Raw genomic sequence first — 13547 nt, forward strand, 5'->3', positions numbered from 1 at the left:
CGTCAGTCTACTAACTTACTTAGTGTGGCATCGCGTCCTCCGCCGGACCCCGCACGGGCGATCACCGGTTGGGATCTGGCCATCGCGCGTCACTCCGCGCCTCGGGGAAGTCTCGGGGGCCACCGACGGAAAGGGGGGAAGCCGTGGGGTCAGGACAGTCATCGGGTCCGTCGCTCTCGGCCGGCGGTGCCCTCGAGGATCTGATGCGCGAGCGGCTCGGCCGGGAGTGCGTGTATGTCCCGTCGTGTCGACTGGGTGTGTACCTGGCACTACGTCGCTGGTGCCCTCCCGGGGGAAGCGTGCTGATGTCGCCGGTCAACGACGACGTGATGCTGTTCGTCGTGCTGGCGGCGGGGCTGCGTCCCGTTATGGCGCCGGTGTCCCCTCGGGACGGCAACATCGACATCCGCGCGGTACCGGCATCGACCTGGCGCAGCGTGGATGCCGTTCTGACGACCAACCTGTACGGGATGCCGGACGACGCGGCCGAGTTGCGCAGGCGGTGCGACCGCATGGGCATTCCTCTCCTGGAGGACGCGGCACACGCGATCGGTACGGCGCTGGGCGACCGCCCGATCGGCACCTTCGGAACCGCTGCGGCCTTCAGCCTGGGCAAGCACGCGGGGGCGACCGGCGGCGGATTCCTGGCTCCGGAGGATCCGGGCGACCGCAAGGCGCTTGAACACCTGCGTGATGAGCTGCTGACGCCGCGACAACTGCACCAGGACCTGGCAAACGCCCTGCGCCCCATCGCGCGCGCCGCGGTACAGCGGCTTCATCTGGTCCGGCCCGTGTGGGAGACCATGCGCGCCCTGGGGCTGCTGGAGCGCGAACACTTCCGTATGGAGCTGCACGAACGCCTTCTGCGGGTGACGACGGGCCACAGTCCGGACCTTGGGGCCTTCGACCGCTGGGTGCGAGTCGATCTGCACGGATACCGCAGGGACCATGGACGCGTACTGCAGCGCGCGCTGCGGCGGCGGATGAGCGGCCTGGACGCGGACCTGTCCCGGCGCCGTGAGGGGACGAGGCTGCTGGGCGGCACGGTATGGGCCGCCGCGGGTGTGCGTGGCGCGGTCGCGGAGGGGGTTGAGGACCGCCATGTGCCGCCGCTGTTCCGCGTACCCCTGATGGTGCGCGATCGGGACACGCTGGTAGCCCGTCTGGAGCGGCGCGGTGTGGTGACCGGGTATGTGTACGACCCGCCCCTGGACGACTTCGCCGGACCGGAGTTCGTGGAGCCGTCGCCGGCGCCTGAAGCGGCCCGCTGGTTCGCGGCGCACGCGCTGCCGGTGGACCCCCTCCAGGCGCGGAGGATGATGCGGTTGCTGCAACGGGAGGATCCGCAACCGGCGGAACCGGTGTCCGGCTCAACCCTCCGGGATCAGGCGCCGGGGCTGTGACCCCGGGTTCGGGCCTCGCCAGCGTCGTCCTTCCCGCGCTGCTTCTCGGCGACGGCCGTTTCGTTTGGATCACTCATGCTGAGCGGGTTCGTCGTTGATGATGTCCATGTGGCTCACCGCATCAGCATTCTGATCTCGGTCTTCGGGGTCCTCGTCAGCATGGCGCTTCTCATGCTTGCCATTCGTGAGTACAGAACCGGGGCATCGGCTGTCTGGATCGGAGCCGGAGCTGCGATCTTCCTGAGCGCGCTCTACGCGCTTGTGCAGGATGTGCGGCGCTCTCGCACGGGTCCTTCGGCCTGAAGGGCCTCAAGCGAAACTGCCTGGTGCGAGCCAATGGACGAGAGTCGCCCGTGCCGGTCGGCTCGGCGGTTTCTCCGGGTGGGGGACCGGCCTGCCCCTCGCGCGACGGGCCCATTACAGCGGGAGCTGGAAGCCGGTGATGAGGGTCTGAAGCTCGGCGATCAGCTGCCCCCACCAGCCGGTCACCTGCATGATCCCCACTGCCACCAGCAGGACTCCGCCGCCTCGCATCACCGTCCGTGCGTGCCGCCGTGCCCAGGCGAAGCGCCGCATCGCGCCATCGAACGATGCCGCCGCGAGCAGAAAGGGGATGCCGAGGCCGAGGCTGTACGTGAACGACAGGACGGCCCCGCGCCCGGCGCTCGCACTGTCCGCCGCCAGGGACAGGACGGCCGCGAGCGTAGGGCCGATGCACGGTGTCCAGCCGATCGCGAAGAGGGCTCCGAGCAGCGGCGCCCCCGCGAGGCCCGCGCCGGGCCGGAAGGAGGGCCGCCAGCTGAACCCGGCCAGCGGCAGCTTGTCGAGCAGCCCCGCGAAGACCAGGCCGAGCACGATGGTCAGCGAGCCCAGCACGATGCCGAGTGTGCGCTGCTGCGCCAGCAGCACGGCGCCGGCACCACCGAACAGCGCGCCGTAGCTGGTGAAGACGGCGGCGAAACCGACCACGAACAGCAGGCACCCGACCAGGACCCGCCAGCGCGCCGCTCGCCTCGCCGCATCGGCGGCACCCGCGCCGGACATGCCGGCGACGTACGAGAGGTAGCCCGGGACCAGTGGAAGGCAGCAGGGCGAGAAGAAGGACAGGGCTCCGGCGGCGAGGGCCAGGAGGAGGGCGAGGACGAGCGGGCCCGCCAGGACCGTCTCGCCGACACCGGCGGCGAGCGTCACTTGGCAGTACCTCCGCCGTTCTTCTCCGCCTTCTGCGCTTCCTCCGCGGCGAGATCCTTCACCAGCTCGCGCAGCGTCGCATAGGTGATCGCGCCGATCACGCGGGCGGCGATACGCCCGTCGCGGTCGATCAACACAGTGCTGGGGACCGCCGCGAGCGGGATGCGGCCGTTGAAGCGCAGGAGCAGCTTTCCGTCGGGGTCGCGGAAGCTGGGGTACGTGATGCCGTAGTTCCGCTCGAAGGCCCGCGCCGCCGCGTCGTTGTCGCGCGTGTCGATGCCGACGAACCGCACGCCGAGGTCGTATGCCTCCTCGGACACCTTCTTCAGATCGGGCGCCTCGGCGCGGCACGGCGCGCACCAGGACCCCCACACGTTGAGCACGATCACCTTGCCGCGCAGGTCGGCCAGGTCCAGCCGGTCGCCGGTGATCGTCTTGCCGCTGAGGTCGGGGGCCATGGGGCGCTTGCCTGCCGGGTACTGGGTGAGCCCCTGCTGGCTGCCGGAGCCGGCTGCCTGCTTGGCGTCCGAGGAACCAGATGTCGTACTCGTCCCGCACGCGGCGAGCAGCAGAGCGGCCGCGATCACACCCGCAGCCTGCCGCCGCGTTCGGGGACGTGCCTCTGCCCGGCCGGCGCCCCACTCCACCCGTGACGTCATGGGAGCGGACTGCGTGTGGGGTGCCGTTGGGGCCACGGCTGTCTCTCCTTCACCAATAGCGAGAAGCTGCTAAGTAGCTTAGGTGTACTTCTCGGGCTTCCTTCAGCCGGGGGCACCGAAGGGTGGCCGGGGCTGTGATCCCACCGCGTGTGGCGGGCGTGTTCAGGCCGACGCCTGCTCGGAGGGCGGGTGGCTTGTACGCGATGGTGGGGGCGAGGATGCCGCCGCCGTCGACGTACGGCCATACGGAGAGCCCGCGGCGAGGACGGGTCCGCACGTCCAGTGCGGCGGAAGTAACTCAGCGGGGGTCTCCGCCATCCCCGGGAGCCCTGCCGCACTCGGTGCTGCCGCCGCTCGTATATTCGCCACAGCGGATCGCCGAGTGGCTCGATCCTGCCTGTGGAGCGAGGGGTGGGTCACGGTGGTCGGTTATCTGGTGTTCATGGTCTGCGCAGGTCTGGCCGTCGTACTGGCGAACGCCTTGGCGGACTGGCGGGACCGACCGCTGTGGCCCGGCCCGGGCCGCGCGGGGTCGCTGGGTATACGGGCCAGGCTGGCGGGCGACGGGGAGTCCTGGCCGGCCCGGCCGATCAAGGGTGACCTGTGGGTGCCGGACGGGGACGGTCCGCCGTACTTCGTCGACGACTTGCGCGGTCCGTTCCCGGTGGCCCGTGGCGGGCGGGTGCTGGACACGGTCCCCCTCCGGGGATTCCCTCACGAAGGGTCGCTTGCCGCGCGGCAGGTGACCATCGTCTACGGGCCGCCGGACGGGGCCGCCGTGCTGCGCCTGCGCGTTCCGGAATTGGCGGTGCCGTTCCTGGCGGGCGTGCTCACCGAGCCGGCGGGTCCGGCCGCCGGATCGGCGACCAGGCCGCCGCACGAGGCGTTCCGCCTCTCCGCGCGGCGGGCGCTGAGAGTGCCCCGTCCGGCCGCGCTGGCGCTGATGGCGGCACTGCTGCTCGGTCTCTTCGGCCTGCACACCTTCGTCCTCGGCAAGTCCGTCACCGCGGAGGTCACCGCCAAGCGCGACGGCGTCTGCTCGGTGCGCTGGCAGGACCCGTGGAGCGGCGACACGCGTACGGCGGGCGTCGACTGCTACGGCGATGAACGGGCCGGCGATCCGCTGCGGATATCCGCCCGGCCGTGGCCCGTGCGCGGCGAGGCCGCCGACCTCGAAGACTCGCCGTTCATCCTGACGCTGGGCCTGGTGGTGACCGGCACGGGCGGACTCGTCGGCACCGCGACCGCCTCGCTCGGCGATGTCGCCCGGCTGCGGGCGCTGCGCCGGTATCTGCGCGACGGCCCGGCGAGCCGGGAGCCGTCCGCCCTTCGGAGGGCCGCCGCCATGGTCCCGTGGTGGAGCGTCGTGGCCGGGGTGCTCGGGCTGGCCGGCGCGGGGGTGCTGCTCTCCGCGTACGGCTTCGGCGCGACGGTGCGGGCCACGGTCACGGGCACCGAGGAGTACGTCTGCGAGGTCAGCTGGCGGGATCCCTGGGACGGGACCCGGCAGAGCGCAGGGGTCGACTGCGACGACCGTGCTGTCGAGGCCGGCCAGTCCCTGGAGGTCACCGCACCAGCCGGGCCGCTGCGCGGCGAGGCATTCGACCGTGGGATCACTCCGTGGGTGCTCGGTGGCGGCACGGCGGTCTTCCTGGGCCTCGCGGCGGCGGGCATCGTGTTCCGGGTTCGTGCGGCGGGCGGGCGGTCCGATGTCCCGTCCCGATCGGGGCCGGGGACCCGGGACGCCGACCGGGACGCTCCGGTGCCCCTGGGGAAGCCGGTCCTGGCGCTCGCTGGTGGCGACGCCCGCTCGGAGGACGTACTGGATCGTGCCCATCTAGCCGCCGTCTCCCGCTGGCTCACCTCACGCTTGAACGGCGGGGCGGCAGCCACCCGCCCGGGACCGGCCGAGCCCGACATCCGTACCACGGGGTGGTGGCGCTCGCCGCGGCTGCGGCGGCTGGCGCTGGCGTCCGGGGTCTCCTGGGGCGGTCTCTTCGTCCTCGCTGCCACGGCGGGTCTCTCGGGCTGGTGGTGGGCGACGGCGTTGCAGCTGTGGGGTTCCGAGACGGCGACCGCGCGGGCCACCGTGACCATTCGCTACGACGACGGCTTCCCGCTCTCCCCGTGGCTCGTGCCCAGTGACGCCGAGGTCACCTTCCGTACGGCCGACGGCCGTAAGGTCACCACGGACCTCTTCTACGGGGACGAACCCGCCGCAGGCGAAGGTGATTGGCTCACCGTCGAGTACGCCGTGGAGTCTCCGTCCGCCGCCCGCCTCCCCGGCGATTCGGGCCTCGATCGCGGGCTGTGGATCAGTGGTGGGGTCGCGGCGGCCGCGCTGATCCGCATGGGGTGGTGCGGTGTGTCCGGCTCGCGGGTCATGCGCCGCGTGCTGGCGGCCGCCCGCGGCGCCGAGACCAGGACGGCCGACTATCTGCTGCTGCCCGACACCGAGGACCCGGCCAAGGCGCCGCCGCAGCTGGTGTTCTTCGCCGAGGGCGAGAACCGCCCCTTCGCCCTGCTGGAAGCCGTGCCGGGCACGCTCCGCTCTCGCCTGGTCGACTGGCTGCCCCGGGAGGGCACGGCCGAACTTCGTTCCGTGCCGGGGGATTTCGAAACGGTCGCGCCGTGGGTCGACGGGCGCCCGGTCTGGCCGCTCAGTCCGCTCTTCGATCTCTCGGATCCGGAGGAGGAGCGGGACTTCCGGGAGTACGTGGAGGATCTGGCGCCGCCGTGGATCGCGCTGCCCGGGCCGCAGGAGCTACGTGAGGGCGAGGGCGCCGCATGACGGTGAGCGGCCCTCTGACGGCAAGGGGGCCCTGCGCTCCGAGCCCGCTCCCCAATCGGCCAGGACGCCGTCATGTTACCCCCTAGGGGTATGCTCTCCTTTATGCGTATCGGAGAGCTTTCGCTGACTCCCTCGAGTCGCCCCTGCCGATCGGTGTGCGGTGTGGGGTCGGTCGAAATCGTCCTGCTCAAGAGGATGTTGGGCCTGTGCCTGAGGCTGCGCCTCGTCGTGTCCGGTGACTGTTCCAGGGCTACTGGCTGACGTGCGGGGCCGAAAGCTCTCCCGTTGTCGACCTGGCGAGGGGACCGGACCGACCCCGTGGACCTTGCATGAGGTGCGCGCCGGGCGGGGCCCCGCCTCTGGCTCTGATGCCGTGTGGGACCCCGCCGCGCTCAGATCACCTCAGTGTCCCGTGTACTGGAAGATGTAGAGCCCGAAGTCTCGGTCGGATGCCGCGACGTACTCCTTCCCGAAGGAGTTGAAGGTCTCGACGCCCCAGAAGTTGTTGCCGCCTTCGTCTATGAAGCGGCCGACTTCCACGAGCTTGTCGTTCTTGATCTTCGTGACCCGGAATCCGCCGGCGTAGTAGGAGAAGTAAGCCAGGTCGGGCCGGACGCCCGAGGTCGCCACCTCGTGGACGCTCAGGTCACCGAAGCCGGAGGCGTACGCGGGGTCCTGGCCCTCCGGGATGGCATAGGTGTCCAGCTCGGTCATCTTCCCGCCCTTGTTGCGGTAGAGGTGGACATAGCCCCAGCCGTCGAAGTACGACGAGAAGGTGAGCCTGTCGCCCTTCGTGCCGATGTCCACCGGCAGGGTGGCGGGACCGGTGCCGGCGAGGCAGTCGTCGTTGCTGTACGGCTGGTCGAAGACGGCGAAGCCCTGCCCGCGCGGTGCGACGCCGAAGGTCGGGAGGGTGCCCTCGACGGTCATGCCGCTCTGCGTGTCGCAGGCGTCCGAGCCCGGGCGGTTGAAGACGAGGATGGCGTCGTAGCCGCCCGCCGCCTCGACGTTGGCGACCTTTTCAGTGAAGGTGCACACGCCTCGCTCCACAACGGCGATGTCCACCGCGGCCGGGTCGCCCGCGGGGACGGCAGGGCTGTCGTTGCAACCGAGGCCGACGTACACCGTGTCGCCGGTGATGCTCTTGCCCGTCTCCAGCGGGATGCCCTGGCCGGCCGTGATGGCTGTGCCGTCGTCCAGGTTGCGTGCCGACAGCGCGTACGGGCCGAAGTCCTCGTCGGCGCCGATCACATACCGGTTGCCGAGAGTGAACTCCGCCTGGTGGCCATTGCCTTCCGGTGCCACGTCACGCCCAGCCGCGGTGCCCTCGGGATCGGGGTTGGTGAAGTCCGTGTCGCCGATGTACTTGAGGTTCTTGGGGTCGGTCGCGTCGAGCGCCACGTAACCCGCGTCCCAGTAGGAGGCCAGCAGGACCTGTCGGCCGCGGATGTTCTTGACGACCATGTCGTGCAGGAAGACCTCGGTGAGGTTGTCCGGGGCGGCCTGGAGGATCTGCGGGAAGGTTTCGTCGAGGTCGTACTCGGCTATGAGCTGCGGCTTGGTCGGGTCGGTGATGTCCATGATGTCGACGTCGGTGCCCTCTTCGTTGTCGACGATCACGGCGTACGCCTTGCGGCCCGCGTCCCAAGCGAACACGCTGTGGATCTGGCGGGCGGTCTCCGTCGTCTCGCCCTCGAGGGTGAAGTCGCCGACGCCCTCGGCGAGCGTCTTCGGCTTGGTGGGGTCTGTGACGTCGTAGATGTTCATGCCGCCGGAGCCGGTCTCGCCGCAGATCTCGTTGTTGCTGACGAGTACGTCGCCGTTGAAGGACGGCGTGGACAGGTGCACCGTCTGGATGCCCTCGCCGGGAGCGCTGCCGGCCGGGGCGGGGATGAAGCCGACCTCCTTGGGCTTGCTGGGCTTGCGGATGTCGACCACGTACACGCCGGTGTTGTCGCAGCCGACGCCGCCCCAGGAGGCGAGGTAGGCGTAGCCCTTGTAGACGCCGACGTCGGCGATCTTTCCCTCGACGACGTTGCTCAGCTTGAGTTTGCTGACCAGGCGGACGTTCTTCTGGGTGGCCGGCAGGTGTCCTTCGCTGCCGCCGTGCTGGTCGTGGCCGTGTGTGGCCGCAGCGTTGTCGATGGCGCCGTCGGTCGCTGAAACGCCGTCATGTGCCTGTGAGGAACCGGCGAGAGCTGTCGTGGCGAAGAGTGCCGCCGCGAGCACGCCCACGCCGGTCCGTCTGTGGGCCTTGCGCATGCTTGACCTCCCACTCGTGCGGCCGGGGTTACCGGCCCATAACGAGGTGATGCCGGTCACCAACTGACCGGCATCCGGAAGGTACTTAGTGCAAAGCTCTACCGAAAGGTCTTTTACGAGATCGTATTTTGCCGGGACTTGGCGGAGGCACCCGCGGTCACGGCGTAGCTGCCGATGGGTGACCGGGCCCTGGGCCTGCGGCGCGGAGGTGCGTCCACTTCCCTTCGGTACCGCGACGTAATACCCTTGGGGGGTATGGAGCAAGTGGAACAAGTCGAGGTCGACCAGGCGCCGCCGGGCTACCACGACGACAAGGACGCCGTCCTCAAGCGACTCCGTCGTATCGAGGGGCAGGTTCGTGGCCTGCAGCGCTTGGTGCAGGAGGATAAGTACTGCATCGACGTGCTCACGCAGGTCGCGGCGACCACGAAGAGTCTCCAGGCCGTGGCCATGCAGCTGCTGGAGAAGCACCTGGACCACTGCGTGCGCGAAGCCATGGTGGCCGGGGGAGAGGTGGCCCGGGACAAGGTCACCGAGGCGTCGCAGGCCATCGAACGACTGCTGCGTACGTGATCCCGGCCGGGGAGCTTGTGGCGGCCGGCGCCTCAGTGGCGGCGCATGGTTCGTGCCGGACCTGTGCGGCTGGTGGCAGGCTAGTCCGTAGACTCACCTTCGCCGGTTGTGGGCGCCAGGAGTAGCGGTGGCACCGACCGGTGTTCCCGCAGTCTCACCCCACATGCCGCGCGCACGGGCAGGGGAGGTGGACACGTCCTCCGAGGCGCCTGCCCGTGCGCGCATCCTTCGGCGCGTCGGCAGGGGAGATGCCCAGTGTCCATCCACCCGCCCCCGCGCACTGTTGCTTACGCGAGTGACTACTCACCCGTCTCTCGGCTGGGAGGCTGCGCGCGTGCCACCGCCCCGCTGGAGACCGTCATTCTCGAACGCACCGGCCACATGCCCATGCTGGAACGCCCGGACGCCTTCAAAACCGAGGTGGGGCACCTCCTGGACACACTCGGCGACTGAGTGGACAGGGCCCCCGAGACGACCCAACGGCGCGGCGCCCGGCTGGAAGAGCCGGGCGCCGCAGTCAACCGTCTTGCCGACGCGCTTACTTGAAGGACCGAAGCCGCAGGCTGTTGGTCACCACGAAGACCGAGGAGAACGCCATCGCGGCGCCCGCGATCATCGGGTTGAGCATGCCGAGGGCGGCGAGCGGGATGGCTGCGACGTTGTAGCCGAAGGCCCAGAAGAGGTTGCCCTTGATGGTGGACAGGGTCCTGCGGGAGAGGCGGATCGCGTCGGCCGCCACCCGCAGGTCGCCGCGCACGAGGGTGAGGTCGCCGGCCTCGATCGCCGCGTCCGTGCCGGTGCCCATGGCCAGGCCCAGGTCGGCGGTGGCGAGGGCGGCCGCGTCGTTGACGCCGTCGCCGACCATCGCGACCGTACGGCCCTCGCTCTGCAGTCGCTTGACGACGTCCACCTTGTCCTCGGGCAGGACTTCGGCGATGACCTCGTCGATGCCGACGGTCCTGGCCACGGACTCGGCGACGAGCTGGTTGTCGCCGGTCAGCAGCACGGGCTTCAGGCCCAGCCGGCGCAGTTCGGCCACCGCTTCCGCACTGGTCTCCTTGATGGCGTCGGCGACCGTGAGGACACCGCGCGCCTCGCCGTCCCAGGCCACGGCGACCGCAGTGCGGCCCTCGGCCTCTGCGGCGGCCTTGGCCTCGGCCAGTTCCGTGGGCAGTTCGATGACCCACTCCTTCAGGAGCTTCTCGCGGCCCACAACCACCGCGTGCCCGTCGACGACGCCCTGCACCCCGAGGCCGGCGACGTTCTCGAAGTTCTCCGGCACCGGAAGGTTTCCGGCCCGATCGGCCGCACCGGAGGCGATGGCCTGGGCGATCGGGTGCTCCGAGGCGTGCTCCAACGCGCCCGCCAGCCGCAGCAGTTCGCCTTCCTCCACGCCTGGTGCGGTGAACACGTCCTGCAGCTGCATCCGTCCCGTGGTCACCGTGCCGGTCTTGTCCAGGACGATCGTGTCGACGCGGCGGGTGGACTCCAGGACCTCGGGGCCCTTGATGAGGATGCCGAGCTGGGCGCCCCGGCCGGTGCCGACCATGAGGGCGGTCGGAGTGGCCAGGCCCAGCGCGCACGGGCAGGCGATGATCAGGACCGCGACAGCGGCGGTGAAGGCGGCGGTCGCGTCCCCGGTCACGAACAGCCAGGTCAGCAGGGTGCCGAGGGCGAGGAGAATGACCACGGGGACGAAGACGGAGGAGATCCGGTCGGCGAGGCGCTGCACCTCGGCCTTGCCGTTCTGCGCGTCCTCGACGAGCCTGGCCATGCGGGCGAGCTGCGTGTCGGAGCCCACCCGGGTTGCCTCGACGACGATTCGGCCCCCGGCGTTCACGGTCGCGCCGGTCACGGCGTCGCCGACGGTCACGTCGACCGGCACGGACTCGCCGGTCAGCATGGAGGCGTCCACCGCCGACGCGCCCTCGACGACGGTCCCGTCGGTGGCGACCTTCTCCCCGGGCCGTACGACGAAGCGGTCACCGACGGCCAACTGCGCGACAGGGATGCGTACTTCCTTGCCCCCGCGTAGAACCGAGACGTCCTTCGCGCCCAGTTCCATGAGCGCCCGCAGTGCCGCCCCCGCCTTGCGCTTGGACTTCGCCTCCAGGTAGCGCCCGGCGAGGATGAAGGTGGTCACACCGGCCGCAGCCTCCAAGTAGATGGAGGAGGAGCCGTCCCCGCGGGAGATGGTGAACTCGAAGCCGTGCCGCATGCCCGGCATCCCGGCGTGTCCGAAGAACAGTGCCCACAGCGACCAGCCGAGTGCGGCGAGCGTGCCGATGGACACCAGGGTGTCCATGGTCGCGGCGCCGTGGCGGGCGTTCGTCCAGGCGGCCTTGTGGAAGGGGAAGGCGCCCCAGACCACGACCGGTGCGGCCAGGGTCAGCGACAGCCACTGCCAGTTGTCGAACTGCAGGGCCGGGACCATCGCCATCGCCACGACGGGCACGGTGAGCACCAGCGACACGTACAGACGCTGCCGCAGCGACAGCAGTTCACCGTCCGCCGCCGGAGCCGCCTCGCCCGCACGCTCATCGGCGGTGGCGGGCACGGGCGGAGGCGGCTCCTCGGCGGTGTACCCAGTCTTCTCTACGGTGGCGATGAGATCGGCGATCTCGATGCCATCCGGGTAGGAGACCTTCGCCTTCTCGGTGGCGTAGTTGACAGTCGCCGTAACACCGTCCATGCGGTTGAGCTTCTTCTCGATGCGGGCCGCGCACGAGGCGCAGGTCATGCCGCCGATGGAGAGCTCGATCTCGGAGGTGGGTACGGGCGCTGTGTCGCGGACTGCCTTCTCGGGAGCCGTGCTGGTCATGTGCGTATCTCCAGGGGGAGGCCGGGACGCACAGCGTCCGTATGAGCGGAGCGATACGTCCCGGCGCGGGGAGGAATTCGCGTATCCGGAGCCGTCGTGGACCCCGGCTGAGCTGTCAGGCGCGGCCGACGAGCTCGTAGCCCGCCTCGTCGACGGCGGCGCGTACGGCCTCCTCGTCGAGCGGGGCGGTGGAGGTGACGGTCACCTCACCGGTCTTGGCGACGGCTTGGACCGCGGTGACGCCGTCCAGCTCGGAGATCTCCTTCGAGACCGCGCCCTCACAGTGGCCGCAGGTCATGCCGGACACCTTGTAGACGGTGGTGACGCCGACGCCCTGGACGTCGACCGTGGTGCCGGAGCCGCAGGAACCGCAGCAGGAGCCGGCGGCCGTCTCGGTGGTGTTCGTCTCGGTGGTCATGGCTTCTTCCTCGGGGTCTGGATGCGTGGGTCGTTTCCGGGAGGGACGCCGCTTCCCTGCCTCTCCCGGCCAATGCCAACACTATACCCCCTAGGGGTATTCCGTCACCCTGTGATGCTGCCCACGCGATCTACTTGAAGCGGGCCCCGCTCGCTAATTTGCTTAGTAGGCTGTCGTGACCTGCGACGACAACGCCACATCGCGTCGACGGTGAGCAGTAACCGGGTGAGAATCCGGGACGGTCCCGCCACTGTGGACGGGGTTGCCCCGGGAGTCAGACGCTGCCCCGTCGTCCTCCTGAACGGGGGGTGTGCACCCCGAGGCGCTGACGGTCATCAGGTTGGCATCCCTGACCCACGGACCGAGTCTCATCGGGCAGTCACAGGCCAGGGGCGCCCCAGAGGGGGAACCAGCGAGTCAGGTCCTGCTCGAGGCGCAGGTCGTCCTTGACGATGGCCTTGACCTGTAGTTCGAGCGGGCTGTCGCGCTTCTCACCGGGCAGGGGCGCGAAGGGGTAGAAGGTGCCCCGTTTGTAGAGGTAGACCAGTGCGAGGGGGCGGAGCTCGGCGTCACGGAAGGTGACGAGGGAGCAGAGCAGCTGGGGACCGAAGCCGCTGTCCTGCAGGGCGGTGTTCACCGCGTGCAGGTCGTTGACGAGGGCCGGCAGGTCGTCGGGGTCGCGGCGGGAGAGCAGCCACGAGTAGCCGTAGTCGTCGCGGCTGAACTCCACGGGCATCCCGCTGCGTTCGGGGTCCGCGTCCAGCAGGGCCCGAACGTCCCGTTGGACTTGCGCGAACGCGCCGCCTTCGATGCTGGCGAAGCAGACCGAGCCCGTTCCCGTCGAGGTGAAGCCGACGGCCGCCTGAAGGGTGATCGCCGCCGAGGGCAGGCCGAAGAGCTGGTCGAGGTCAGGTTTGACCGGCTTGCTCCGCCCGAACAGGACATCCAGAAAACCCACGCCGATCAGCTCCTTTCTGTCGGTTCCGGTTCACCGTGCTCATGCCGTCTCGCCCAGCTCTGTGGAGATCTCCGCGAGCGCCTCCAGGCGGCGTTCCAGGGTGGGGTGCGTGGAGAACAGGTTGGCCACCGTGGTGCCGGGCCCGAGGGCGGGGGTGAAGAAGAAGGCGTTGAACGCCTGGGCGGTGCGCAGGTCCTGGGTGGGGATGCGGGCGACGTCGCCGGTGACTTTGGTCAGGGCCGAGGCCAGGGCGGAGGGCTTCGCGGTGAGCATGGCGCCGGCGCGGTCGGCGGCCAGTTCGCGGTAGCGGGACAGTGCCCGGATCAGCAGGAAGCTGATCGCGTAGACCAGGGCGGAGACCGCCATGACCAGGGCGAGCGCCACTGCGGTGTTCTGGTCGCGGCTGCGGCCGCCGAACAGCTGGGAGTAGAAGGCGAAGCGGACGATGAGCCCGGCGATCACGCCCAGGAA

11 protein-coding genes are annotated in these 13547 nt (G+C 70.1%); 4 read left to right on the forward strand and 7 right to left on the reverse strand.

The window, feature by feature from the left end; translation table 11 throughout:
- The first annotated feature begins 203 nt into the window (after nucleotides 1-203).
- Both CCN44_RS12915 and CCN44_RS12920 read left to right on the forward strand, forming a co-directional pair.
- A complete protein-coding gene (locus tag CCN44_RS12915; protein ID WP_078625778.1) occupies nucleotides 204-1403 on the forward strand; it encodes a DegT/DnrJ/EryC1/StrS family aminotransferase in 1200 nt (399 codons plus the stop codon).
- Nucleotides 1404-1478: 75 nt separating this feature from the next.
- The gene (locus tag CCN44_RS12920) at nucleotides 1479-1706 is read left to right on the forward strand and encodes a hypothetical protein (RefSeq protein WP_237480930.1); all 228 of its coding nucleotides are present in this window, start codon (nucleotides 1479-1481) and stop codon (nucleotides 1704-1706) included.
- Nucleotides 1707-1820: 114 nt separating this feature from the next.
- Here CCN44_RS12920 and CCN44_RS12925 read toward each other — a convergent pair whose 3' ends face one another.
- Entirely contained in the window at nucleotides 1821-2594 is a 774-nt protein-coding gene (locus CCN44_RS12925) for a cytochrome c biogenesis CcdA family protein (protein ID WP_033314357.1), read from the reverse strand.
- On the reverse strand, nucleotides 2591-3181 hold the full coding sequence (locus CCN44_RS12930; protein WP_237480928.1) for a TlpA family protein disulfide reductase: 591 nt from the start codon (nucleotides 3179-3181) through the stop codon (nucleotides 2591-2593). Before CCN44_RS12930 ends, CCN44_RS12925 begins: the two co-directional genes overlap by 4 nt.
- Before the next feature lie 454 nt (nucleotides 3182-3635).
- Between CCN44_RS12930 and CCN44_RS12935 the strand changes: the two genes are divergently transcribed.
- Entirely contained in the window at nucleotides 3636-6044 is a 2409-nt protein-coding gene (locus tag CCN44_RS12935) for a hypothetical protein (protein WP_158103097.1), read from the forward strand.
- Nucleotides 6045-6446: 402 nt separating this feature from the next.
- Here the strand turns inward: CCN44_RS12935 and CCN44_RS12940 are convergent, their stop codons facing one another.
- The gene (locus tag CCN44_RS12940; RefSeq protein ID WP_033314355.1) at nucleotides 6447-8306 is read right to left on the reverse strand and encodes a PA domain-containing protein; all 1860 of its coding nucleotides are present in this window, start codon (nucleotides 8304-8306) and stop codon (nucleotides 6447-6449) included.
- Nucleotides 8307-8561: 255 nt separating this feature from the next.
- Between CCN44_RS12940 and CCN44_RS12945 the strand changes: the two genes are divergently transcribed.
- On the forward strand, nucleotides 8562-8879 hold the full coding sequence (locus tag CCN44_RS12945; protein WP_051814997.1) for a metal-sensitive transcriptional regulator: 318 nt from the start codon (nucleotides 8562-8564) through the stop codon (nucleotides 8877-8879).
- Nucleotides 8880-9417: 538 nt separating this feature from the next.
- Here CCN44_RS12945 and CCN44_RS12955 read toward each other — a convergent pair.
- From CCN44_RS12955 to CCN44_RS12970, 4 genes are all read right to left on the reverse strand, one after another.
- Nucleotides 9418-11700 carry a heavy metal translocating P-type ATPase gene (locus tag CCN44_RS12955; protein WP_086697721.1) on the reverse strand — a complete coding sequence of 761 codons (2283 nt, stop codon included), beginning with the start codon at nucleotides 11698-11700 and terminating at the stop codon, nucleotides 9418-9420.
- A 115-nt stretch (nucleotides 11701-11815) separates the two neighbouring features.
- Complete coding sequence (locus CCN44_RS12960) at nucleotides 11816-12118, reverse strand: heavy-metal-associated domain-containing protein (protein ID WP_033314351.1); 303 nt, start codon at nucleotides 12116-12118, stop codon at nucleotides 11816-11818.
- Nucleotides 12119-12497: 379 nt separating this feature from the next.
- Entirely contained in the window at nucleotides 12498-13076 is a 579-nt protein-coding gene (pspAB, locus tag CCN44_RS12965) for a PspA-associated protein PspAB (RefSeq protein WP_033314350.1), read from the reverse strand.
- A gap of 39 nt (nucleotides 13077-13115) precedes the next feature.
- Nucleotides 13116-13547 (reverse strand): M48 family metalloprotease (locus CCN44_RS12970; RefSeq protein ID WP_158103098.1); only part of this gene is annotated, 432 nt, incomplete at its 5' end.

It is taken from the genome of Streptomyces tricolor (genome assembly GCF_002155905.1).
GTDB lineage: Bacteria > Actinomycetota > Actinomycetes > Streptomycetales > Streptomycetaceae > Streptomyces > Streptomyces tricolor.

Coding starts and splice junctions, on each gene's coding strand:
- CCN44_RS12915 (WP_078625778.1), top strand. CDS start 204: ATGCGCGAGCGGCTCGGCCGGGAGTGCGTGTATGTCCCGTCGTGTCGA.
- CCN44_RS12955 (WP_086697721.1), bottom strand. CDS start 11,700: ATGACCAGCACGGCTCCCGAGAAGGCAGTCCGCGACACAGCGCCCGTA.
- CCN44_RS12940 (WP_033314355.1), bottom strand. CDS start 8,306: ATGCGCAAGGCCCACAGACGGACCGGCGTGGGCGTGCTCGCGGCGGCA.
- CCN44_RS12960 (WP_033314351.1), bottom strand. CDS start 12,118: ATGACCACCGAGACGAACACCACCGAGACGGCCGCCGGCTCCTGCTGC.
- CCN44_RS12920 (WP_237480930.1), top strand. CDS start 1,479: ATGCTGAGCGGGTTCGTCGTTGATGATGTCCATGTGGCTCACCGCATC.
- CCN44_RS12945 (WP_051814997.1), top strand. CDS start 8,562: ATGGAGCAAGTGGAACAAGTCGAGGTCGACCAGGCGCCGCCGGGCTAC.